Genomic DNA, 23,858 nt, shown 5'->3' with positions numbered 1-23,858 from the left:
AACCGCCCAAACATTTAAAGGGCCGTCCTCCAAGTCACAAGTGACTGGAGGACGGCCCTTCTACTCCCTGCGAGAGCGCGTATCGTTATTTTACGATCATAACCGGGCACTGCGCTCGTTTCACGACTTTATGACTGACACTACCCAATACGAATTCCTGCAAAGCGTTCAGTCCGCGGCTGCCGAGGATGACGAGATCCACTTTTTCTTTATTGGCATATTCCACTATGGCTGGACCCGGGTCGCCTGTAATAATCTTGATTTTGTTCGTCACATTTTTGGAGGCAAACTCGTTCACTATAGGAACCAGCTTTTGCCGCCGCTTGTAGTCAAGCTCATCCTGACTTTGGGCATGCAGCACTTCCTTTTTCGCTTTATCCATATCCGCTACGTACAGGATCTCCACCACCGTCTCCGGTGTGAGCGAGGCGATTTTTGCGGCCTCCCGTGCGGCCCTGACGGCATTCTCCGACCCGTCAGCCGCAAGCAAAATACGTGGATACATCGCGATCTCTCCTTTTCATCAATGAGCTTTCAACTGGGCATTGTCATCGTTGTATACAGCTAGTTTATCTACTATTTTTTTGCTTGATGCGTTAAGACCTTTTACGGTGACCTGATTATTATTCTCGCGAAGCTTGATGACCGCCTTATCCACAGCCCCTACGCCCGAGTCGTCCCAGATATGCGCCTCGGAGAAATCGATCGTCACCTTGCTGTCAGCAACCGTGAAGTCGAACGCTTCGATGAATCCTTCGACGGAAGCAAAGAAAAGTTGGCCCGTAACAAGGTATTCCATGCCTTTGTCGGTCTGGCGCTTGGTCACCGAGAGCTTGGAGATCTTGGCCACAAAGAAGATCGCGCTGAGTATAACACCTGCGATGACGCCCTTGGACAAGTCATGCGTCACGACCACGATCGATACCGTAACGACCATGACAATCGAATCCGTGATCGGCGCTTTGCGCAAATAACTGAAGGAAGACCAGTCAAAGGTGCCGATCGATACCATAATCATAATCCCTACCAGGACAGGCATCGGGATCTGGACTACAAGACCACCGAGTACGATAATGAGGAAAATCAGGAACACGCCCGCGACCAGCGTGGATAACCTTCCGCGGCCGCCGGACTTGACATTGATGACAGACTGTCCGATCATGGCGCAGCCAGCCATGCCGCCGAAGAAGCCGGTAATGATGTTGGCGATGCCTTGTCCCCGCGACTCCCGGTTCTTGTTGCTGTCCGTTCCGGTCATGTCATCCACGATGGACGAGGTCAGCAAAGTTTCCAGTAGTCCGACGATCGCCAGTGCGATGGAGTAAGGAAAGATGATCGCCAGCGTTTCAAAATTGAACGGAATTTCCGGGATAAAAAATGTCGGCAAGGTCTGGGTGATGGCACCCAAATCTCCTACTGTACCCAATTCAACACCGCTCCACAGGGCTGCCGCCGTAAGGACGATGATCGCGATCAATGGCGCGGGGATGGCCTTGAAAAACCTTGGAACGATATAGACAATCAGCAACGTGATCGCCACGAATACATAAGTCATCGTCGAGATCCCCAGGAAATGGGGCACCTGCGCCATAAATATCAAAATGGCCAAGGCATTGACGAAGCCGATCATGACAGCGCGAGGGATGAACTTCATCACCTTGGCCACCTTGAAGATGCCAAATACGAGCTGGATCACCCCCGTGAGCACCGTTGCTGCCAGCAAATATTGCAACCCATGCTCCCTGACCAAAGGAACCATCAGCAGCGCCATCGCGCCCGTCGCAGCAGAGATCATGCCGGGACGACCGCCGACAAATGCGATAATGACCGCAATACTGAACGAGGCATACAACCCTACCATCGGATCGACCCCTGCAATGATGGAGAAAGCAATCGCTTCCGGAATCAAAGCCAATGCAACCACAATGCCAGCCAGGACATCCCCCCTTATGTTAGAGAACCACTCCAGCTTAATCCTTTCTAACACGGTACCTTCCACTCCTTTTTATGTTTGGTGACGGCGCACCATTTATTTCTTTAGTTTTTAGCAGCTTCATTTTATCATCAAGTGAACAAAAAGGGAACCTTTTTGGTCCTTTAATTTTTAATCGGCTTTTGAGCATATTATTGAAATCTGTGAAGTTAATCAGAACGTGCGTACCCTCCTGGCGACTTTGGCACAAGCTTGTGTTATGCTTATTACAGTAAGGGTAGAAGAGGTGAGCAAGAATGAAAATCGGCTATATGCGGCCTTATCAGGACGATGTCCATTGCCAGGTTCAGCTAAGTCAGTTGCAGGCGCATGACTGCAACTCTATCCTGCAGGAAGAGCATTCATCTCCAAAAAAAAGAGTCGTATTGAAGAAGGTCCTGCATATGTTGGGACCAGGGGATACGCTCGTCGTTGCCAAGCTCTTCTCCTTGGCTGATTCTACTCGGCATCTGGCCGAACTCCTTCATCATTTGCACAGTAAACAAGCCTTCTTTCATTCCATAACCGAAGGTATTGACACGAGCTGTCAAGCAAAGGATACCTTTGAGGCGAACGTGCAGCATCTATTGAACTTCCAAAGCGATGTCATCAGTGAAAACACAAAGAAAGGCATGTATGAAGCTAAACAAAAAGGCATGCACCTGGGACGGCCGCGGAAACCGGATGAAAACATAAAACGCGCCATCAGTATGTACCAGAGTCAACAATATAACCTTGCTCAAATCAAGGAAGAGACCGGGATCAGCAAAACCACACTCTATCGCTATCTGGAAAATTGATTTTGAGTTGTGGACCCCCACAGAAAAAAGCCTCCTCCTCAAGACCGGCAAGGCCATACGGAGAAGGCTTTTCTGCGTTATTGCGGACCGGATCTTGACCGTCCATCTTACTCGTCGGCAGCGGCTTTCTCCCGCTCTTGGAGCCGGAGGCCGTGCCAGTGCAGCTCTTCGGACATTTGGGCAGCGGAAGCATCCAGCCTCAGCAGCAGCTCAGGCGACAGGTTGAACTCGCCGCCTTCCAGGCGCTCGACCCATTGGTCCACGGCGTAGACGCCGCCGAGGATGTTGCGGGCACCCAGCGCATTGAGCACCGGCTTCAACGAATAATCGATGGCGAGCAAGTGAGCGATCGTACCGCCGATGAAGAGCGGCAGTGCGATCTTGTCCCGAAGACCGGTCTGCGGCAGCAGATCCAGGAACGCCTTCAATACGCCTGTATAGGAGGCCTTATAGACGGGGCTTGCGATGACGACGCCATCCGCTTCCGCCACTACTCCTACCGCCTTGACGATCGCCTCATCGCCAAATTTGGCGTGCAGCAGCGCCTCCGCCGGGAGCTCCGCCACCCGGATATGACTTACCTTGATGTCTTCTGCCAGCCATTTGCTCTCGACGTGGTTGATCAGTCCGTTCAACCGCGAACCGGGGGTTGGACTGCCCGAGATAATAACGATATGACTCAATACGTTCCCTCCATTCGAGATTCAATCAACATTCATTCTGTAACCCATTATAGTCGATATCCGGCGATAAGTCAGCTATATTTACATTTATGTTTCCCTATTGGATAACTCAGAAATAAGCAAACAGGCCTCAGCCGATTTCTCGCTGAGGCCCTCGCCATCTTACCTGCTTAACGCTTCACCTTATAATAGATCTGATAAGGCTCGTAGCCAACATCCCGAATACGTCGCATTTGAATCGCCGGATCATGGTTTACCGATTTGAAGAAATACCGCCAGCTCCCCCACTCTCGCTCATTCTCCAGCTCGATCTCAGAGGTGATATCGCCGCTTGTCGCAACGAACATTCTTTCGGTTTCCCCTATTCCCGCCAGCACCTCCGGTCCGTAACGGAACGCCCCCATGCTCTGGTCATCAGGCAGCGGGATGAACTGGATACCAATGGGCAGCAGCAGACTCACGCGGTCGCCCTCTTCCCAGCTCCGCCGGATGGCATAGAATTGCCCGCTGGCCTGCGTTGCACCATGCAGCTCCCCGTTCACATAGACTTGCGCTTCCGCCTGGACCCATTCGGGGATGCGGAGCCTTAGCTCAAAGACTTGCGGCTCGCGGGTAGTGACGACGAAGTCGTGCTTGCGGTAGGCTGGCATGTTCTCGTGCAGTGCAGTCATGTCGTTGATCGCATGATGACCAGCGGTATTCGAAGAATCCAGGATGCTGCCGCTCATCCGATCCTGGGATTGACGGATGCGCACCTCGGCGCCGCCAATGGCAGCCTTCATCTCCGTTTCAAAGTACTGACAGACATAAATCTTGTCGTCCTTCAAGTAATAAATCCCTTGATTCCAGGCAGCGTTAGCCTGAACCATCGTCCCGTGACAGCAGAAGAAGCTGTCGGTCTCTGTACTCCAATCTTTGCGCAAGCCGGCTTTCATCGGCAGGAAGTAAGTCAACAGTCCTGTCGAAGGATGATTATGCTTGTTGCCGGTCAGGGAGTACTCCTGATAATACGCCTGCGCCATGATACCGTTATAGATATTATATTCAATATACTGCATATAGGCGGGATCGCTTGTATGCCGGAACAAAAACTCGGCCAGCCGAATCATATTGTATACTGTACAATGCTCCTGGTTTTTGTCCCCGAGACGCGCCTTCATCTTTTGTTTGGGCATCCAGACCTCGCCCGCCGTTTGTCCACCTGTCGCCAAGCACCCTCTGTCTGTTACCGCACATTGCCAATAAGCTTGGACGATATCCATCCATCGACTCTCTCCAGTCACTTCATATGCCCGGGCGCAGCCGAGCACTTCCGGGATGGTCGTGTTGGCATGCATATTCGTCAATGGATCGCGCCCCACCAGGAGCGGCTCGAACAGGCGATTGCGATTGTAGCGGTCGAGCAGCGTGCTGTATTTTGCCTGTCCGGTAATATGGAGCAGCTCCGCCCATACTTCCAGCATACCGCCGGTTTCGACGTCCAGGATGTCGTCTAGCTGCTCTCTTGAGAATGGGGCGCTCCAGTCGACGAACCAGTCGGCGAACCGGTCGGCGATCGTCAGCGCCTGCTCGCTTCCGGTGTAGAGGTGGGCATCGACGAGCCCCATGAGCAGCTTATGCAGATTGTATTGGGGCGCCCATACGCTTTTCCCTGCTGCAATCCAATGCAGGTATTTCTCAGGGATCGGTCCGATCCATCGCCCGCCATTGTCCTGCTGGCATGCTGCCAGCTCGTCAAGAATATGATCCAGCTTGGCCTTCACTTCCCTGTCGCCAGTTGCTTCAACATGCAGCGCAGCCGCAGAGAGCCAGTGGCCGAGGAAATGTCCCCGCAACTGACAGACGGGCGATTCCCAGCCGCCGTGCGCGTCCGAGGGGACGACCCGCCCATGGAACCGGCCGGCTTCCACACGATAGTTCAGCAGCAGGTTGTCGCTGCTCAGCTTCATAAGATAAGCTCGGTTAGCCTCTCTCCTGCGTTTGATCTCTCCGTCGTGCACAAGCACGTCGGCGCCTTTCAATGGTATCACGCTCGTATCTCCTCCTGTATTTGTGCCCTTGCTAACCTTTAATTCCCGAGACGGCGATGCCGTGGATAAAATACTTTTGACCGACCAGGAACACCAGGATCGGCGGGATCACCACCATCGTCGCCGCTGCCATCAGCAGCTCCCACTGGGCGGTATAATACCCTATAAACTGCTGCAAGCCAAGTGCCAATGTGAACATAGACTCCTTGTTGACATAGACCAGAGGTCCCAGAAAATCGTTCCACACAGCCAGGAATTGAAAAAGCGCCACGACAATGACTGCCGACCTGGATAAGGGGAAGATCACATGGGTGAAGATGCGGAAATATCCGGCGCCGTCCATGAGCGCGGCCTCGTCCAGCGCCTTGGGAATCGTACGCATAAATTGCCGGATCAAAAAAATATTAAAGGCCCCGCCGCCGAACCATGCCGGCAAAATCAAGGGAAGATAGCTATTAGGTCCGACTACCGATCGCCAGCCAAGAAACGTAGGGATAAGCGTTACAGCGTAAGGCAGCATCAAGCCGGTCATGAGCAGAGCAAAGAAAAAATCTCTTCCCGGCCACCGCAGCCTGGAGAAGCTGTAACCGCATAATGCGCTGGTCAGTACAGCTCCGGTGACGCTGCCGGCAACGATAAGGAGCGTATTTAAAAAATAACGGCCAAAAGGTACGGTTTCCAATGCCGTCCGAAAATTATCCCATTTTACAGGATCCGGAATCCACACGGGCGGCACGATAAAAATTTGCGAAGGATCCATGATTGCGCTGCGTGCCATCCAGATGAAGGGCAGGATGAAGACGACTGAGCCGGTGATCAGCATCGCATAAAGCAGCGCCTTCCGATAGTTTTTGATCGTCATTATTTCTCACCTTCGTAATAAACCCAGGATTTGGAGGAGCGGAACACGATGATCGACAAAACCAGAATGATGGTGAACAAAATCCAGGCAATGGCGCTTGCCGAGCCCATCCGTTGGTTGGTAAAGGCTTCACGGTACAGATACACAACATAGAACAACGATGCGTTATTAGGCCCGCCTTCCGTCATGATATAGGCTTCGGAGAATGACTGAAAACCGTTAATGATGCCCATGACGAGATTGAAAAAAATGGTCGGCGTCAGCATCGGCAGCGTAACTGCCGTCAGCTTGTGCCAGATTCCCCCGCCATCGATCTCGACCGCTTCGTAATAATGATCGGGAATCGACTCCAGACCGGCAAGAAAAATCAACATCGTCCCGCCTACCGACCAAATATTCATAAAGGCCAACGTAGGAACTACTGTAGCTTCATCATAAATCCATAAGCTGGTAGGAAGGTTGAAGAAGCTTAGAATTTGATTGAATAGGCCGATGTCGGGATTAAGGAGCCAAATGAAAATGGTCGAAGTGGCCACGACAGGTACGATAGAAGGCAAATAAAAGATAGCGCGAAATGCCGTTTTTCCCCGCACTTTGTTTTTTAGCAGGAGCGCCATGCCGAATGCCGCCAGCAAACTGAATGGGACCGCAAGGATGACATAATAGAATGTGACAATCAGCGATTTGTAAAAAAAAGTGTCTTCACCAGTGAACAGCCGTCGAAAGTTATCGAAGCCGACAAAGGAATAATCATTGGTGATGGAATAGTTTGTAAAGCTTAAATACAGGCTTGCCAGCAGTGGACCCAAGGTGAAGATGAAGAAGCCCAGAATGGCCGGAGAGGCCATCCCGTAGCCATACAACGTTTCTTTCCTGAATCGGCTTCTGGCGCCGGGCGCCGTGTCAAAGTGTCGCTTCGGATGCATCCTAATCACGCTTTCTTCTTATGTTTTGTCCGCCTACTGAATGCTGCCTTCCAGTAACGGAGTGATTTTGGGCATAACTTCCGCCATGACGTCGTCGACCGATTTCTTTCCGGTCCAGGCCTGATCCAGGGCAGGGAACAAAATGTTGTTGATCTCACCAAAGTTCTTTACATAAACCTCCGAGGTTACCTGACTGTCCTCTACAATCGGATCAACCAGGACGTCCTTGTAGCCTTCCACTCTCGCGGGATTAACGGAAGCCCAGACGTCGATTTTACTCTCGTCGGTGTAATACTCTTTGAGGTTGGGCATCCAGAGACCGTCGCGGAACAGCTCGATCGCACTCTCCGGATTCGTAATATACTGCAGCAGCAGCCAGGCTTCCTTCGGATGCTTCGACTCGGCGAAGATTACGCCAAGCGCGCCGCTATAGACGGCAGTCGTCGACGTCATCTTCGGGAGGACGGCGATGCCGTAATTCAGGTCCTTGGAGTTGGCGAAGTCATTCGTAACCCATTGCCCGTCGAGTACCATAGCGTAACGCTTGGACTGAAGAGCCACCGCAGGCGCAGGCATACTCTTGGCTGTCGTCGGGCTTGGCATCACCTGGTGAACGTTGATCAGATCTGCGACGTTCTGGAAGACTTGATTGAAGGCAGGCGTGTTGATCCCCGTTTCATCTCCCATATCCGGGTAATACTGTGTCCCGTTGCGGATTAAGAGCGCTTCCAAAGTGCCGGACCATAGGTTCATATTAAAACCGTATTGCCGAATATTTTTTGCGTCAAATTCGGGATCCAGCGCATTTCTGCCCTTATCGTCCACCGTCAATTGTTTGGCGACTTCAATGAACTCCTCCCATGTCCAGGCATCCTCCGGCTTAACGGGAGGGGCTTCGATCCCCGCTTCTTCAAAGGCGTCCTTGTTATAAAACAGCGCGAAGGACTCCAGATTGTTCATCAACCCGACAATGTCATCGCCTTTCTTCACCATGACGCCGTCGATATAATCTTCCTCACTGGTTTGGGAATCGGTTTCAATCAGTTCTTTAATATTGGCCAGCTTTCCATCCTCGTACCATTTGTAGGCCGTAGGAGGCCCCAAGTAGCCTACGTCGGGCGCGTCATTCGAGGCAATCATCGTCGTCAGCTTCGTCTCATACTCGGAAGGAATGATGATCCCCTCTACCTTGATTCCCGTGTCCTCCGTAAACTTGCCGATTGCTTTGTTGATGACGTCTTTCTCGTACGTCGATCCCCAATACGTGAAGCGAAGATTGATTTCTTCGTTTGACTTGCTCGAGGAAGGAGGACGTTGAGCGTTATTCCCCGTCTCATCTCCCCCGCTTCCGCTACTGCAGCCTGCTACAGCCACAATGCCTGCCAATAGTGCCCCCGCGACCGCTAGTCTTCTTTGCGCCATACCTTTCCCTCCTAGTTGGAATGCGTTTTCATTTGGTGTGCAAGTTAAGTATGACATCTGGGAAGCAAGCGCGAAATTCGATGATGATTGTAACAGGGGGACACTCATTGGTTATTTTCCGTCCAAGCGGGCAGGCAGATCAGAATGGTTGTACCCATTCCCGGGTTGGATTGGACTTCGATTCCGAATTGTTCACCGTACATCAGTTTCAAGCGGCGGTGGACGTTAATCATCCCCACAGAGGAGCCTCTGTCCCCGGTCATAATCTCCATTACACGCTCCGCACTCATCCCTTGTCCATTGTCGCGGACGGTAAAGTACAGCCGCTCGCCCTCCTGCCACCCGGTGATTCGCAGCATGCAGCCCCTCTCCATCTGATCGAAAGCATGCACAAAGGCATTTTCGACAAAGGGCTGCAAGAACAAGCGCGGAACTTCACGGTCCGCCAGACTGCTGTCCACATAGCAAGCGTAATCGAGACGATCCTCGAATCGGCAACGCATTATAAATACATAATCTTCAAGCCATGTCAGCTCTTCCTGGAGAACGCCCACGGCTTTATCGTTTTGAACGGTGTAATGCAGCATTCGAGACAATGAAGAGACAATGTTGCTGATCTCATGAGAGCGTTGCTCGATGGCAATGCAGCTGACGAGGTTTAACGTATTGTATAGAAAATGCGGATTCAACTGGGTATTCAGCCTGTTGATCTGAGCTTGCTTCTCCAACAGCTTCGCTTCGTAGCTTTCGTGGATCAGCAGTTGGATTTTATCGTTCATATCGTTGAAGCGCCGGATGACATTGTCCAGTTCGCCGTGCCCGCGAACCGGGATTTTGCTGGTGAAATCGCCGCGTCCGGTCTTGCGAATGGCCTTCATTAACTGGCTTAACGGCTTGGTAATCAGCATCGACATAAAGTAAGCGATCAAGAGCGAGATCATCAGAACAGCGCCTCCCAGCCTGGCGACGGTGCTGAAGATGTTGCCGGACACCTCGGGAATCAAGTCCTGGTACCTGATTGCAGACACGAGCGTCCAGCCTGTCACTTGGGAGGTGTCATAGCTGATCACCATGTCATCTGCGCCATCCCGCGCATGCAGCGTCCCTGTCTTGTCGAGCGGCAAGTCAGTCACCCAAGGGGCGGCCTTCTCCGCAGTTGAGGGGGGAGCGTTGTTGGAGAATACAAGTTGTCCATCGGGAGAGAGCACAAAAAACATCCGCTTGTCGCCGAAGGCGAGATCTTCGTAATAATCTCCAAGGAAGTCCAGCTTGAAATTAATAAGCAAGACTGGCGTTTCCTTGTCGCCTGGGAGGGTGACGATATCTCCTGACGAATTGTCAAAAAGATTCAATAGTCTGCCACAGGAAAAGAGATATTGAAATGCGGAAACATCGGCACCAATCAGAGATTCTTGCTGAAACATCCTCAGGAAATCATAGGTCGGCTCCCAGACGAGCTCGCCCTCGCCTTGCAGGATATTCGCATAGAGCGTCGAGTCCTTAAATTTGTCGTAAGGCACAAAGCCTTCGCCAAATGTATAGTAGCTCGTCATGATCGTTTGAGAATAAATCTGCTCGTCGTAATTAAAGTATTTGGCGATAATTCTTTTCAACTCACGATCGTACCTCAACAAATCATTAGGGTCTTCGGGATCAATCGCACCAAAAATGCGGTAGATATCCTTGTCTTTCATCATCAACTCACTATTCTCTACAATCTTCAACAGCTTCTGATCCAGGATGATGCTGCTCTGCCGGATATTCTGATAAGCTTCTTTGCTGTGCTGCTCCACCGCATTATCCAAACTGTACGTATAGTAGCCATAACTGGATAAGAGCAGCGTCACCATCAACAGAACAAAAAACAAAAGGAAAAATTTGGTTCGGAGCTTGATTCCTGCGTTTAGACGCATCAGCCATTCCTTTAAACGCTCAGGTTTATTCTCCATGGGAATGTGCTCCTCGATCACCAAATTTCCGGCCTTCCTCTGGCGTCAAGCCATAATGCTTTTTGTACAGCTTGGTAAAATATTTGACGTCCCGGTATCCGACCTCCCGAGCCACCTCATAGACCTTCTTGTCCGAATTGCGCAGGATAGAATGGGCAGTCTCGACGCGGAGACGGGTCAGGTATTCCGTGAAAGGCATGCCTGTATATTTCTTGAACAGCGTGCTGAAATACGAAGGATGGAAGTAAAATCTTTTGGCCAGATCTTCAAATGAGATTTCCTCTCCGAGGTGACTATGAACGTAATGCAGGCACCTTTCCATCACAATATTATTTTTATTCTCTCTCTGTGTCTGGATCAAAGCGCTGGTCTCTTCAAGAATGACTAGCAGATGTGCCTTAAACACGGTCATGGCGACACAGCGGACCGGATCCAGCAGCATATCGACGGTTCGTGCCAATGCGTCGGCCGCAGCGCCGGGGATAATGTTCCGCGCGCCTTGGATCAGCTGGAGCAGCTGCGTGCGAGCACAATCCAGCAGCAGCTCAGGATCGGGTCGGCCATCTCCGAGCAAACGCCCCAGGATCTGATCCACCGCAGCCGGGTTTACCGGCTTTTGTCCGTAAGCAAGCGGCATGCACTCATCCTGGAATTGCTGCAGGCCCTTGAATTCGTCAGACGGATATGCCGGTTCGCTGTAGCAGAAGACAAGCCGGTCCTCGTTGTAGAAATGACTTCGCAAGGCGGTCTCAGCCGTCAGAATCGCCTCCTGCACGGCGCTGAAGATGTCCAATTGCGACTGTCCGATACCTACCGTCGCTTTGATTCCGAAAGTACCGGAGAGCCGCATCGCCAGCTGACTCAGCTCATCTTGCAGACGAGCCGTATCTATCTTGTCCGCCGAGTCAAAACGCAGCAAGCTTGCAACCGCATTGGTATTCTGGTGCAAGAAATAAGAGACGCAGTGACCGAAGGGCGGCAGCAATTCCGTCAGCCCATTTCGAGCGTCCCACTTGATCGTATTCCAAGCTTCCGCCGTCGTCTCCAGGCCGTTCGAGCCGGGACGGCTTAATCGGATTACGATTGCGCAGCCTTGGCCTGGAGCGTGCACAAGCGTCTCAATTTCCTGCAATTCGAACGGGGTGCATTCCCCGTTCATCCACTTGTTCATAAGATAATCGCAATATAACGGACGAAGCTTGTATACTTGTTCCGCCATCGTCTCATTCTCCAAACGGCTGTGACGCTCTCGAGAAATTTCTTCCTTCAGTTGCCGGAGGGTTTCCCGGATCCCCTCCGGCTGGATAGGTTTCAGAATATATTTTTGCACTCGCAAATGAAGCGCTTTTCGTGCATACTCAAAGTCGCTGTAACCGCTTACGATAACGATTTTTAATTCGGGATTTTGTTCGCAGATGCTTTCAATCATCCGCAGCCCGTCCAATTTGGGCATGCGGATATCGCTAAAGACGATATCCATTTTTCTTTCCAAGCAAAGCGACAACGCTTCTTCCCCGTTTTGGGCTTCGAATACTTCATATTCACTGTGGTATTCACGGATAAGGTTAGATAGAATTCTTCTTTGCCGAAGCTCATCGTCAACAACCAGAACCTGAAGCACTGGCGTCCATCCCCCTCTATCTTCGGTCTGTTTGGCAAGTTTTATATTGTAAAACTTAGTTTGGTACTATTATTATATAAGTCGTTCGTTTTGCCGTCTAGTGCAAGCTGAAGCGGGGTGTCTGCTATCCGCAGACACCCCGTTAACCCGCCCTATAGCAGCATCCAGCACCTAGTGCGGGCAAACTGCAATGTCCCTTTTTTGTTCAGCCCCATTAATTGCAAATGTCCATCAGAAGCCTCAGAATCCCCGGCTCCGCTTCTCGTCGATATATAGCTCCAAGGCCGTAATGGCGCGCATCATCAGCTTGATCAGCAGGAATAGCGCCGTCAGTCCCAGCAGAATAAACAGTCCATATACAACAAACAACAAGAACGGGACAAAACTGAATAACCCAAAACTATATCCGATATCCATGATTACCCTCCTCAAAATATCCGAAGGAAACTCGCTTCGGTAGCGTGCGCTTAGGTGTAATTCTCCTTTATACGCTATCCATAACCTGGAGGTTTCGAGGGACTTGCCTGTCTAAGACCGCAGCACAAGAAGCCGCAGGTCACGTCTCCTCCGACATGACCTGCGGCCCCATAGTTCGCACGTACGTTCGATCTCTCATCGTCACCGTTCCCTGCGACTTCCGCTACGCCAGATGCTGCGCGGCCTGCTCGCGGCTGGAGACTGCCTCCCGGGCCAGGATGTACATCGCACAACTCCAGCCCAGCGGCGTATTGCCATTGGGTGTCGCTGTTCCCTGATAGTACAGCTCCGGCAAGCATCCGGGCTCAGTCATCACTTCCTCGCTCCAGCGGACATACTGCCTGGCCTTGTCCAGATTGCCCAGCTCCAGATGACATAAGGCCAGCCAGGGCAGGCCGAAGGTCCACTCCGCTTCCGTTCCTTCATAGAAGCCCCTGGGATGCCCGCGTCCGTGCTCTTCCTCCAGCGTGCTGTAATAGCTGTCGCCCTCGTACCGGATGACGCCGCGCTCTCTGAGCAGCCGCTGCTCCACATTGGTCACGATCGCCTCGGCCATCACGCCCGAGAACAGCCGGTAGGGATAGATCAGGCTGAGCTGCGCCAGATCGGCCGACTTGTCCCGGCTCTCCGCGGGGAACAGCTCCAGCAGCGTGCGCAGACCCTTCTCGACCATACCCGGCGGCACCTCGGCGATGCGCTCCACCGCTTTCAGACCAGCTACGCATGCACCAACCGAAGAGGTGTGGATCTCGCGCCACTCCTCCCACATCCCGTTATCCGGATCTTCCCAGTACCGGACATGCTCCAGGTAGTGCACCAGCTTCTGGACGATCCTGGCATCCCTGCCGTCTCGCAGCATCGGCTTGCCCCGCTGCAGCCCCGCCCCTACACCATACAGGAACGCGCCGATCGTATCATGCTGGATGTGCCCCCAATCCTCGTGGTGGATCTCCTTAACCTGGTCATGGGTGTAGCGCGCATGAAGGTATTCCCACTCCATCTGCGGACGCTGCATGGCGATCCAGTCCAGCTTCCACTCGTAATCGAGGAAGAGATCGAAGAGGCGGTAAAATGTTTTTTCATACAGCTGTGTAGATTTGTCCAAATGGGGTAATGACATGTATATACTGTCTCGTATCCACACATATCGGTAATCCTGCGAGGGGCTGGCGACATACAATCCATGCGGCAAGCATAATTTAGTTAGCACGGCATAGCTTTCTGTCAGCATCGGCGTTTCCTCCTTGGCACCTTGTGGTTACTCGCTTTTGTCACTCATTGTGGCCGGAAGAAGACTTCTTTAAACCCCGCCATCGTTCGAGCTTTTTTGCAGCTCAAAGATGGTATTATAGATATTCTGCAGGATCCCATCCACAAATGATAAGGAGATGATGCGTTAATGAGCCACGTCTGCTGTATCCGGGTCAATGAAGATTCCATACCGGTCAATCTGGTCGGCACCGATCAGAAGCTGATTCCTTTTTTGCTGTCCGTATTGCACAGTCAGGAAGCGCTTTTATCCCATCTGAAAGACAAAATTATCAGCATCGACCTGTTCAGCACCGACGCCATCGTCTACTACAAGGATGGCAGACGCGCACGCATGCCCATCTTCTGACAGCCTGCCACCTTGGTCTACTCCCAGCATATGATTACAACAGCCAAGAGGTTAAGACACCGGCTGCGGTTCCGCAGCGGCCCCTCGTCTTCCGCCCGGCGAACATACGTCAACTGGACTTCGGTCCAGTTTTTTTGTTGACCTGGAGAAGGACGACAGCCTCTCGCGGGATATGGTATCTTTAGAACAAGCAAGAAAGGTGCACTGTAGCAGGCGGAAGGAGCGACTCGGGCGCTGTAAGGGAACAAAAGTGCGCTACTGCAGGCGGAAGGAGCGACTCGGGCGCTGTAAGGGAAGAAAGGTGCGCTACTGCAGGCGGAAGGAGCAACTCGGGTGCTGTAAGGGAAGAAAGGTGCGCTACTGCAGGCGGAAGGAGAGACTCGGGTGCTGTAAGGGAAGAAAGGTGCGCTACTGCAGGCGGAACGAGCGACTCGGGCGCTGTAAGGGAACAAAAGTGCGCTACTGCAAGCGGAAGGAGCGACTCGGGCGCTGTAAGGGAAGAAAGGTGCGCTACTGCAGGCGGAACGACAAATGTTGGGCTCCGACAGCTGCTGATAACGTTGTGGCCTCAGTCCTTACGGAACTCAGAGACCTTATTCGATCAAATGTCCGCGAAATAAGGCTTCAGAGTTCCGTTAAGACCTGCCCTCATCCAGTTGGTAGAGCGAGCTGACAGATACGTTTCAATCGCTAAGCGGCAACGGTGAGCCCATTCGGGGCTTTCATATCGGAGAAATACAAGCCATGCAGACAGGAGCTTGTATTTCAAAACATGACATTCGTACATTATGAATCAAAGGAGCTGTATCCCATGCAAAAAAGAGCCGTTATCGGAGTCGCGCTTCTCCTCTTCGGCGTCTACCTGTTCCTGGGCCGGACAGAGACCTACAGTACAGGCCAATTATTCGCCTACTTCTGGCCCACCATGTTCGTCATCCCGCTGGGCCTGTTCTTTCACTGGCTGTACTTCTCGATGATCGGCCGTCCTGGTGTCGGGCTGCTGATCCCCGGCGGCGTCCTGATCACTGCGGGGATCGTCTGTCAGATCGCCATGCTGTTCGGCAACTGGCATTACATGTGGCCGGGCTTCATCCTGGCGCCCGCAGTAGGTCTGTTCGAGTTCTACTGGTTCGGCAACCGTAACAAATGGCTGCTGCTGCCGGTTCAGATCCTGACGGCGCTGTCGCTGCTCTTCTTCGCCATCTTCACGCTGGGCGGCCTGCTGGGCCAGCTCAGCGGCGGGCAATCGGCGATCGGTCTGCTGCTGATCGCAGCCGGGGCCTACCTGATGGTCGCTCGCAGGAACCGCAAGGTCTGAGCGCAGATACCAGAGCAAGGATGCATCACCTGGATGCACCATCCCCTGCTCGGCCGCTCTACGTTCGCCCAATACGCACAACAGCCTGCTGAGGCATCTCAACAGGCTGTTGCTATCTAGGCATGCGACGGTTTATCCCCTCGGGGCATCGGCATCTGCATTAGCCGAGCCGTGGAGCGCCTGAACCTCGGCTCGGCTAGGCAGCGACTGCTGGGCGCCATGCCGGGTCACCGTGACAGCCGCAGCCTGCATCGCAAAACGGATCGCCCGCTCGTCATCGCCTGTGGTCAAATACTCGGCGACATAGCCGCCGATGAAGCTGTCGCCCGCAGCGGTCGTATCCACTGCCTGAACCCGGGTAGCGGCGAACGTCTGCAGCTGTCCGTCCCGGATCAAGGCACACCCCGCCGCGCCCAGCGTGACGATCATCGCCTTGGTCCCCTGCGCTTCCAGCCTGCCCGCCGCCTCCAACAGATGCGACTCGTCCTGCGGTGCCACGCCGGTAATGGACTCCAGCTCATGCTCGTTGGGGATGAGCAGATCGACAAGCGACAGCGTCTCGGCGTCCAGCTCCCGGGCGGGTGCCGGATTGAGCACCGTACGCTTGCCTAGCTGCTTGGCCAGCCGCAGGGCGTAGACAGCCGTCTCGTAAGGGATCTCCAACTGCAGGACGACGATCTCGCACTGCTCGATCAGATGACGCTGGCTTTCGATATCCTCGCAAGACAAGTCCGCATTGGCGCCGGGGATAACGACGATATGGTTGCGCCCCTCGCGGTCGATCGTGATCATCGCCATCCCTGTCGAGCGGTCCGATACCATCACGCCCGAGATGTCCACCCCGCTTCCCTGCAGCGAAGCCACCAACCGGTCGCCATAATCGTCGGCACCCACTTTGGCGATCATCGCCGTCGCGATCCCCAGTTTGCCGATTGCCGCAGCCTGGTTGCCGCCTTTGCCTCCCGGCAGCTCTGTCGACGCCTCCGCCAGCAGCGTCTCGCCCTCTGCCGGCAGCTGCGCTACCCGCACCGTCAGATCCATATTCAAACTTCCGATTACTACCGCTTGGATGCCCACCTGCTCGTCCCCCTGGATGCATTTTTGATTATGTAAAGGTTTCGCCGTCCGCCGTGCTGCTCCTGCAATCCGGTGCCAAAAACAAAAAAACCGGCCCTCAGGCCAGCCGCAAATACCGTTTCAGCTCGTCCATGCCGGTCGCAAAAATATTCTCCTCGCCATGCAGGCCCTCGCGCTGCCCGATGACCCGGGCGAACTTGCCGTACAAGCGGTTCAGATACGCGTTGTCCCGCTGGGCAAAAAAATGAAACTCGCGAATCTGCGGCGTCTCTCCCGCAACGCTGTCGATCAACTCGCGAAAGCCGCGAAGGAACAGGCCGTTGCTGCGGAAAGCCGGGTCGACGACAGTGGAATGCATGAACATAATCGTCCCTTCGGGATCCGGACGATACGATTCGCCGACGATGCCGAACTGACCCCAGCCGATCAAGTCGTCCTCGGAGAGGATGAGCAGAATACGCGTCTCTTGAAGGCTGGTGAGCACATGAAATAGCGTATCGAGCAGATTCATCCGTTCGCTGAACAGATGGCGGTTGCGGATGTAATACAGGACATACCGGGCGTAATCCGCATCGCTCCGGCACCAGGTGAATCGGATCGCCATGGCACACCTCATTCATTTGCGTATATTCCGGGCTACCGCCTTATGAAGCAGCGGTGTGTCCTACGCGGTTCACATACGCCTCCAAGCGATCTGCACGGAGATGATACTCGTCCAGCAAGCCGTTCTCTGTCTCCCAGTTCCGAGCCAGTTCGGCAAACTTGCCCAAAAGCCGCTGCATGCCCAGCCGCGACGGTACCCAGAAGCGGAACTCGCGGATCGGTTCCTTCTCCATCGCATTATGCTCGGCCAAGTAGCGCAATCCTTCGAAGAACAGCCGGCCGCCCCGGTGCGCCTCCTGGATGAAGACAATCTGGATCTGCGCAATCTCGGTATTCGCATATTGCTCGTCCGCCGTCCCGCGGATATAACCGAAGGCGCCTACCACCTCATAATCGCCCGCAAAACAGACGAATGCCTCTTTCTTCATGAGCAGCGGCGACGACAGGAAGCTGAGCGCGACCGGAAACGTATACGGCAGATTCAGCTCTTCGTAGTGCTCCAGCACAAGCGTCATATACTTCTCCATATATTGTTCTGTACTGCAGGTCTGGATATAGTATTCCATTGCTGCGACTCCTTCGCCATGGCACCTGGGTCTTGGGCCCCCGATCGCTGTTGCAGACCGTTCGGGCGCCCGCGCCGCTGCCGCTTATTTTGCTGCCGAAGTGCGTACTTGCTCGCTGGCGGAGAGCAGGTTCAGGACGATTTTGCCAAATCCACTGCCTTTTACTTGTTCTTTTACATCCGGTTTTGCTGGGTACATATGAGCACCTCCTTTGCTGTTGATTCTGGTTCTACTATACCATGGGTTTGTGTAAAATTCTGTAGTCTGCGCTACAATTTTAAAACTTTTGTCCTAATGTTCGTTCCCTAACGTAACCAACGGTCCGCCCGGAGGGCGAATGTCCCCGTCGCGTGCCGGCCGGGGTCTGCATCCTATAAGGTATCACCGATGCCGATGGCTGGCAAGGAGGCGTGGACACAATGAGCGAATGCAAGAACTGGCCCGAAGACCCGATGGAGCAGCTGGTATGGCTCCACGAACGACAGAGCGGCTTGCGGGCGATCATCGCGGTGCATCACACCGGAAGGGGACCGGCACTCGGCGGATGCCGGTTCCGGCAATACGATAGCGAAGAAGATGCCTTGGCCGACGCCATGCAGCTTGCTCGCAGCATGACCTGGAAATGCGCGCTGGCAGGGCTGCCCTACGGCGGCGGCAAAGCGGTGCTGATAGCGCCGCCCGATATGGACGGCGCGCGGCGCGCGGCGGCGTTCCGGGCGTTGGGCCGGCAGATCGAGCGGATGCAGGGTGAGTATATCACCGGTCTCGATCTGGGCAGCCAGCCGTCGGATATGGACGAGATGCGCAAAGAGACCGCCTATGTCACCGATACGACAGGGTCGCTCGGAGCTACAGGCGATCTGACCGCTGATATGACCGCCTACGGCGTCTATCTGGCGATCCGGACAGCAGCGGGCCGCCGGCTCGGCTCAGCCGACCTGCAGGGCCGCACGGTAGCCGTGCAGGGACTCGGCAAGGTCGGCTCCTTCCTCTGCGGCTATCTCGGCAAGGCGGGAGCGCGTCTCGTCGTTGCCGACCTCGACGGTGCCCGGGTGACGCGGGTGAGACAGATGTGGGGCGCGGCGGCAGCGGCGGTCGACACCATCCATCGCACGCCCTGCGACGTATTTGCCCCTTGTGCCGTTGGCGGCATCCTGAGCGAGCAGACGGTGCCGGAGCTGCGCTGCCGGATCGTCGCCGGCGCGGCCAACAACCAGCTCGCGGATCCCGCCCTGGCCGACCGGCTGCAGGCGCGGGGCATCCTGTACGCCCCCGATTATGTCATCAACAGCGGCGGCATCATCGTCACAGCCGTCGAACTGGCGGGGGGGCAAGCGGAGCAAGCTCGCATACAGACCGAAGCGGTGCCGGACACGCTGACCACCGTACTGGATCTGGCCGAGCGCACCGGCACGACCACGGATGCAGCAGCGGCCGCGCTCGCCCTAGAGCGGCTGGGCTCTGGCTAGCGGTCTCCCGCTCAGCCCTCCGCCCGCCCGACCGCCTGCCAGAACGCCGGCTTCGGCTGATGCTCCGCATCGAACAGGAACGGCCAGTTCCTGCGGCCCCGGACCGGGAAGTTGTTCAGCCACGTGTAATCGTCCGCCGCACCCCAGAAGGTGACAGAGGTGATGTGCTCGCTGTACTCGCGGAACAAGTCGAAGAACTCGGCATAGCGCTCCGCCTGCTGCTCCAACATGCCCGGAGCAGGCTCCAGCAGATCCGTACGGCGGTCGTCATGTCCGAATACGGATACGTCGAGCTCCGTAATATGCAGCTTCAGCCCGAGACTGGCATAGCGCTCGATCGCCGTCCGGATATGATCCGCATCCGGATGGTGAAGGCTCCAGTGCGCCTGCAGACCGATGCCGTGGATCGGCACGTCTTGGTCCAATAGCGATTTGACCAGCGTATAGATCTTCTCCCGCTTCTCCGGCACCGCTTCATTATAATCATTGTAGAAGAGCAGCGCGTCCGGATCGGCGGCATGTGCATACTCGAACGCCCGGGCGATGAAGTCGTCGCCGGCGATACTTAGCCACTGCGATTCTCGCAGCACCTCGGGGCCGCTGTCGGAGACCGCCTCATTGACGACGTCCCAGGCATAGATACGTCCTTTGTAGCGGCCGACCACCGTGTCGATATGCGTCTTCATCCGCGCCAGCAGCCCTTCGCGGCCGATCGTCCCGCCCGAGCCGTCCTCGAACACCCAGGCCGGCGTCTGGTTATGCCAGACGAGCGTATGCCCTCTGACACCCATGTCGTGTTCCTTGGCAAACGCCATCATCTGGTCGGCATGCTCGAACGTATAACGGCCTTCCTCCGGCTGCAGCCGCTCGAACTTCATCTCATTCTCGGCCGTCACACTGTTGAAGTGGCTGCCGAGCAGCTCCCGCTGCGCGGTCAGCGTCCGCGGGTTCACTGCCGCGCCGACCAGGAAGCGGTCGCGGAATACGTCCTTCAGCTTCGGTACTTCGGTGGATTGCGTCATCCCATTCGCCTCCCCTGCTTGGTTTAGTCAGGCTGGACCAGACGGATCGTGCCGTCCTCGTTGTAATGAAGCTCGCTGTATTTCACGCAGCGCTTGTGATTGACGCCTTCGGAGAGCGAGCTGTCGTGATAGAACAGATACCACTTGTCCCGGAACTGAACGATCGAGTGATGTGTCGTCCAGCCGATGACAGGCTCCAGGATCGTCCCTCTGAAGGTGAAGGGACCTTGCGGGCTCGCGCTGGTCGCGTAGACCAGCTTGTGTGTCGTTCCTGTTGAGTAGGACAGATAATACAAGCCATTGTACTTGTGCATCCATGCGCCCTCGAAGAAGCGGCGGTCCTCGTCACCGGCCAGCAGCGGCTGGCCCTGCTCGTCCAGGATGGCGATCTCCTGCGCCTGACCCTCGATCGTCAGCATATCGTCGCTCAGTCTGGCGACGCGGGGTCCCAGCGCCGGCGCGTCCGCAGCAGGCTCTGCCCCGGCAGGGTCGAACGTCCCGTGCTGCCATTTCTCCAACTGGCCGCCCCACAGACCGCCAAAGTACATGTAAGCCTGCCCGTCATCGTCTACCAGCACGGCAGGGTCGATGCTGAAGCTTCCCTCCATGTATGCAGGCTCAGGCGCAAACGGCCCCGCAGGCGAACTGCTCGTAGCGACGCCGATCCGAAAGTTGCCTTCGTGGTCCCGGGCCGGGAAGTAGAAGTAGTAAGTGCCGTTCTTGAAGGCGGCGTCCGGCGCCCACATCTGCTTGGATGCCCACGGGACGTCCCGCAGATGCAGCGCCTCGCCATGATCGACCACCGGCGCATCAAAATCCTCCAGCGACAGGATGTGATAGTCCTCCATCTTGTACTGGTCTCCGTTGTCATTGGATGGACCGTCATGATCGAGATCGTGTGACGGGTAGATGTACAGCTTGCCTTCAAATACGTGAGCCGATGGATCCGCGGTATAGATATGCGTAACGAGCGGCCGATGCGGCTTGGGCAGATTGCTCATGAAGCCTCTCCTCCATTGTTTATTATTCAACCCTCATTGTAACGCTTACATTTGGGCCTAACAACCGGGCAAACCTTAGATTATACACCAAAAACTATAGGAGTCCGAGCACCGACAGGCAGCTTCCCATGAGAGACGCATCAGGTAAACGACGGCGAGCAATCCAAAGAATAGCACATTGCCCGGCTAACCCGATTCATCCGATAATGAAAGCGTAACCAGCGCAACCAGCGAAACGGCGGCCGTACACTTAACCTCCGTTCCATCGTGCTGCGCCTGGAAAGGCTTGCGAATTCGCCAAGGAGGGGAAGAGACGTATGTTCAAGGCTTTGCTGGTCGATCCCAGCATCTACTCCCGGGAGAAAACTCGCTTGATCCTCGAGCGGCACCCTGCCGGATGGACGATCTCGGGCTATGCCGACGGCTATGAAGAGGCTGCCGCGAGGCTGGCGACTGCCCCGCAGGAGCTCCCTTACACCCTGATCATGATCCAAATGAACGGAGATCCTGCCGATCAGCGCCAGTTATATGAGCAGGTAAGTCAATCCGCCGCGCTGCCTGTTGTCCTGCTGGGCGGACACGCCTGCTGGACTGAAGAGATCGCAGCTCCCCGGGGACGCATCTGCGCCATCGTACCCGATCCTGTCGGCCCCCGGGCGCTCTGCGCGGCCTTGGATGAAGGGCTGCGCAGAGCGCCTGGCCTCTCCGACTCCACAGCAAGCTGCCCTGCAGAGCTGACTTCACCGGATATCGAGCAGGTCAAGGCTTATGTAGCACAGGAGCTCCATCGCAATATTACGTTGAAGAAAATCTCGCGCCTGCTGCACTTGAACTGTGCGTACCTGGGTCAGAAATTCAAGCTGCACGAGAACATCACCTTTCATGAATATCTGATGCGGCAGCGCATGGAGAAGGCCAAGTCGCTGCTCGCACATACCCGGCTCAAAGTCTATGAAGTCGCGCGGGAAGTCGGATACAGCGAGACGGACTGGTTCTATAAGAAGTTCAAAGCCTACACCGGCGTCAGCGCCAACGCTTATCGCAAACAAACGTCCATCACCGCCTAGGGTGATGGACGTTTGTTATGTGACGTTTGTTATGTGACGCTTGTTATTGCGCGTCCGTTGCCGGCTGCTGCCCGGCTGCCTCCAGGATCGACCAGTAGGCCGGCTTCGCTTGCAGCTGTCTGTCAAACGGCAGCGGCGCGTCCGTACGCTCGACCGGGAAACCGTTGAGCCACGTATGATTGTCCGCGATGCCCCAGAAGACGACGCCGCCGATCAGCTCCCGATGCTCGTGCAGCGCCCGGAACAGCTCGCCGTAGCGCCGCGCCTGTATCTCCAGCCGATCCTCCGGGATCGGCAAGCCGAGGTCGGTGCGGTCCTGGTACTCGTAGATGCTCATATCCAGCTCGGTGATCTCGTTGTCCAGCCCGAGGTCGGCGAACATGCGGATCGAGGCGAGGATCGAATCGACCGAGGGCCAGCGATAATTGATATGCGTCTGGTGGCCGACGCCGTCGATCGGCACGCCGTCCGCCAGCAGCGATTTCACCAGCTCGTACATCCGGTCCCGCTTGACCGGCTCGTTGGTGTTGTAGTCGTTGATATAGAGCCGGATGTCCGGCCCGCCCGCCTCGCGCGCGGCTCGGAAGGCGGTGGCGATATAGTCGGTCCCTGTCACCTGATACCAGGGACTCGCCCGCATGCCGTCCGGATCGGCCGGCTCGATGACCTCGTTCACCACATCCCACGAGACGATATCGTCCTTGTACCGCTCGACGATGGTGCGGACATGCGTCTCCAGACGCTCGAGGACGAGCTTTTTGTTAGCCTCCCGCTTGGCCTCGTCCGTCTCCTCGACCATCGACTTGCCTTCCTCATCGAGGAAAAACCAGTCCGGCGACTGATTGTGCCAGACGAGCGTGTGGAACCGCAATGCCATCCCGTTTTCGCGGGCGAAGGCGACGATCCGGTCCGCCGGCTCGAAGCGGAACTGCCCTTCGACCGGCTGCAGCGAGGCGGGCTTCATCGCATTCTCCGCCACCAGATAGTTGACATGGCGCTTCAGCAGCTCCGCCGTCTTCCCCTGCGTCTGGAAGGGCTCGATCGCAGCGCCGATCGGGAAGCTCCTCTCGTACGCCTCGGCCAGCGAGCGCAGCTCCTGCTGCACCTGCGGCTCGACCGGCTCCGCGGCTGCCGGCTCCGGCCCGTCAGCTCCTGCTCCGGCAGTCGGCTCTTCGTTCGCTGCGGCCGGTACCTCCGACTGCTCGTTCGTGCTGGCTGCCGCTGTCTCCTCTCCCCCGTTCTCCACGAGGGACTGAGGCTCCTCCGGGGCCGGCCACAGCGCGACCGCCGCCAGGATGATGACGATGGCAGAGGCGGCGGCGATCAGCGCAACTGTTCGCTTACGATCGTTTCCCAAGCGTGCATTCTCCTTTCT

22 protein-coding genes are annotated in these 23,858 nt (G+C 55.4%); 5 read left to right on the top strand and 17 right to left on the bottom strand.

Annotated features, from left to right (window positions below; all coding sequences use genetic code 11):
- Window positions 1–85: 85 nt before the first annotated feature.
- Together ABC336_RS17405 and ABC336_RS17400 are read right to left on the bottom strand one after the other, a co-directional pair.
- The gene (locus ABC336_RS17405; protein ID WP_413239843.1) at window positions 86–505 is read right to left on the bottom strand and encodes a universal stress protein; all 420 of its coding nucleotides are present in this window, start codon (window positions 503–505) and stop codon (window positions 86–88) included.
- 18 nt (window positions 506–523) lie between these two features.
- Window positions 524–1,987 carry a SulP family inorganic anion transporter gene (locus ABC336_RS17400; protein ID WP_413239842.1) on the bottom strand — a complete coding sequence of 488 codons (1,464 nt, stop codon included), beginning with the start codon at window positions 1,985–1,987 and terminating at the stop codon, window positions 524–526.
- Window positions 1,988–2,229: 242 nt separating this feature from the next.
- Between ABC336_RS17400 and ABC336_RS17395 the strand changes: the two genes are divergently transcribed.
- Window positions 2,230–2,772: a recombinase family protein gene (locus ABC336_RS17395; protein WP_413239841.1), complete on the top strand. Its 543-nt coding sequence runs from the start codon at window positions 2,230–2,232 to the stop codon at window positions 2,770–2,772.
- Window positions 2,773–2,879: 107 nt separating this feature from the next.
- On the opposite strand, the gene ssuE is transcribed toward ABC336_RS17395, so the two are convergent.
- The 9 genes from ssuE to ABC336_RS17350 all read right to left on the bottom strand — a co-directional run bounded on the left by ssuE (window position 2,880) and on the right by ABC336_RS17350 (window position 13,973).
- Window positions 2,880–3,455, bottom strand: a complete 576-nt coding sequence (gene ssuE, locus ABC336_RS17390) for an NADPH-dependent FMN reductase (protein ID WP_413239840.1) — start codon at window positions 3,453–3,455, stop codon at window positions 2,880–2,882.
- Between the two features lie 170 nt (window positions 3,456–3,625).
- Window positions 3,626–5,485 (bottom strand): beta-L-arabinofuranosidase domain-containing protein, encoded by a 1,860-nt coding sequence (locus ABC336_RS17385; protein WP_413239839.1) that lies wholly within the window; start codon window positions 5,483–5,485, stop codon window positions 3,626–3,628.
- A gap of 31 nt (window positions 5,486–5,516) precedes the next feature.
- Window positions 5,517–6,347: a carbohydrate ABC transporter permease gene (locus ABC336_RS17380; protein WP_413239838.1), complete on the bottom strand. Its 831-nt coding sequence runs from the start codon at window positions 6,345–6,347 to the stop codon at window positions 5,517–5,519.
- Window positions 6,347–7,273, bottom strand: coding sequence for a carbohydrate ABC transporter permease (locus tag ABC336_RS17375; RefSeq protein ID WP_413239837.1), 927 nt, complete (start codon window positions 7,271–7,273; stop codon window positions 6,347–6,349). Before ABC336_RS17375 ends, ABC336_RS17380 begins: the two co-directional genes overlap by 1 nt.
- Window positions 7,274–7,306: 33 nt before the next feature.
- Window positions 7,307–8,695, bottom strand: coding sequence for an ABC transporter substrate-binding protein (locus ABC336_RS17370; RefSeq protein WP_413239836.1), 1,389 nt, complete (start codon window positions 8,693–8,695; stop codon window positions 7,307–7,309).
- Between the two features lie 104 nt (window positions 8,696–8,799).
- The gene (locus tag ABC336_RS17365) at window positions 8,800–10,644 is read right to left on the bottom strand and encodes a sensor histidine kinase (RefSeq protein ID WP_413239835.1); all 1,845 of its coding nucleotides are present in this window, start codon (window positions 10,642–10,644) and stop codon (window positions 8,800–8,802) included.
- The gene (locus tag ABC336_RS17360) at window positions 10,634–12,265 is read right to left on the bottom strand and encodes a response regulator transcription factor (protein WP_413239834.1); all 1,632 of its coding nucleotides are present in this window, start codon (window positions 12,263–12,265) and stop codon (window positions 10,634–10,636) included. The genes ABC336_RS17365 and ABC336_RS17360 overlap by 11 nt, the downstream gene beginning before the upstream one ends.
- A gap of 240 nt (window positions 12,266–12,505) precedes the next feature.
- Window positions 12,506–12,682: a hypothetical protein gene (locus ABC336_RS17355; RefSeq protein WP_413239833.1), complete on the bottom strand. Its 177-nt coding sequence runs from the start codon at window positions 12,680–12,682 to the stop codon at window positions 12,506–12,508.
- Between the two features lie 223 nt (window positions 12,683–12,905).
- Complete coding sequence (locus ABC336_RS17350; RefSeq protein ID WP_413239832.1) at window positions 12,906–13,973, bottom strand: glycoside hydrolase family 15 protein; 1,068 nt, start codon at window positions 13,971–13,973, stop codon at window positions 12,906–12,908.
- A 168-nt stretch (window positions 13,974–14,141) separates the two neighbouring features.
- On the opposite strand from ABC336_RS17350, the gene ABC336_RS17345 reads away from it, so the two are divergent.
- Together ABC336_RS17345 and ABC336_RS17340 are read left to right on the top strand one after the other, a co-directional pair.
- Window positions 14,142–14,360: a hypothetical protein gene (locus ABC336_RS17345; RefSeq protein WP_413239831.1), complete on the top strand. Its 219-nt coding sequence runs from the start codon at window positions 14,142–14,144 to the stop codon at window positions 14,358–14,360.
- An 811-nt stretch (window positions 14,361–15,171) separates the two neighbouring features.
- A complete protein-coding gene (locus tag ABC336_RS17340; protein ID WP_413239830.1) occupies window positions 15,172–15,678 on the top strand; it encodes a hypothetical protein in 507 nt (168 codons plus the stop codon).
- A gap of 132 nt (window positions 15,679–15,810) precedes the next feature.
- Here ABC336_RS17340 and rbsK read toward each other — a convergent pair whose 3' ends face one another.
- From rbsK to ABC336_RS17325, 3 genes are all read right to left on the bottom strand, one after another.
- Entirely contained in the window at window positions 15,811–16,755 is a 945-nt protein-coding gene (gene rbsK / locus ABC336_RS17335; protein WP_413239829.1) for a ribokinase, read from the bottom strand.
- Window positions 16,756–16,852: 97 nt separating this feature from the next.
- The gene (locus ABC336_RS17330) at window positions 16,853–17,359 is read right to left on the bottom strand and encodes a GNAT family N-acetyltransferase (protein ID WP_413239828.1); all 507 of its coding nucleotides are present in this window, start codon (window positions 17,357–17,359) and stop codon (window positions 16,853–16,855) included.
- A gap of 40 nt (window positions 17,360–17,399) precedes the next feature.
- Complete coding sequence (locus ABC336_RS17325; protein WP_413239827.1) at window positions 17,400–17,924, bottom strand: hypothetical protein; 525 nt, start codon at window positions 17,922–17,924, stop codon at window positions 17,400–17,402.
- A 419-nt stretch (window positions 17,925–18,343) separates the two neighbouring features.
- Here ABC336_RS17325 and ABC336_RS17320 point away from each other — a divergent pair, with 419 nt between their 5' ends.
- On the top strand, window positions 18,344–19,393 hold the full coding sequence (locus tag ABC336_RS17320) for a Leu/Phe/Val dehydrogenase (RefSeq protein ID WP_413239826.1): 1,050 nt from the start codon (window positions 18,344–18,346) through the stop codon (window positions 19,391–19,393).
- A gap of 11 nt (window positions 19,394–19,404) precedes the next feature.
- On the opposite strand, the gene ABC336_RS17315 is transcribed toward ABC336_RS17320, so the two are convergent.
- Window positions 19,405–20,415: an endo-1,4-beta-xylanase gene (locus tag ABC336_RS17315; protein WP_413239825.1), complete on the bottom strand. Its 1,011-nt coding sequence runs from the start codon at window positions 20,413–20,415 to the stop codon at window positions 19,405–19,407.
- 23 nt (window positions 20,416–20,438) lie between these two features.
- A complete protein-coding gene (locus ABC336_RS17310) occupies window positions 20,439–21,416 on the bottom strand; it encodes a glycoside hydrolase family 43 protein (RefSeq protein ID WP_413239824.1) in 978 nt (325 codons plus the stop codon).
- Between the two features lie 317 nt (window positions 21,417–21,733).
- Here ABC336_RS17310 and ABC336_RS17305 point away from each other — a divergent pair, with 317 nt between their 5' ends.
- Window positions 21,734–22,483: a helix-turn-helix transcriptional regulator gene (locus ABC336_RS17305; protein ID WP_413239823.1), complete on the top strand. Its 750-nt coding sequence runs from the start codon at window positions 21,734–21,736 to the stop codon at window positions 22,481–22,483.
- Window positions 22,484–22,526: 43 nt separating this feature from the next.
- Here the strand turns inward: ABC336_RS17305 and ABC336_RS17300 are convergent, their stop codons facing one another.
- The gene (locus ABC336_RS17300; protein WP_413239822.1) at window positions 22,527–23,840 is read right to left on the bottom strand and encodes an endo-1,4-beta-xylanase; all 1,314 of its coding nucleotides are present in this window, start codon (window positions 23,838–23,840) and stop codon (window positions 22,527–22,529) included.
- Window positions 23,841–23,858 lie beyond the last annotated feature (18 nt).

Origin of the sequence: Paenibacillus jepli (assembly GCF_047238105.1) — a bacterium.
GTDB lineage: Bacteria > Bacillota > Bacilli > Paenibacillales > Paenibacillaceae > Paenibacillus_D.
This window is presented reverse-complemented; position numbering and strand designations above follow the sequence as displayed.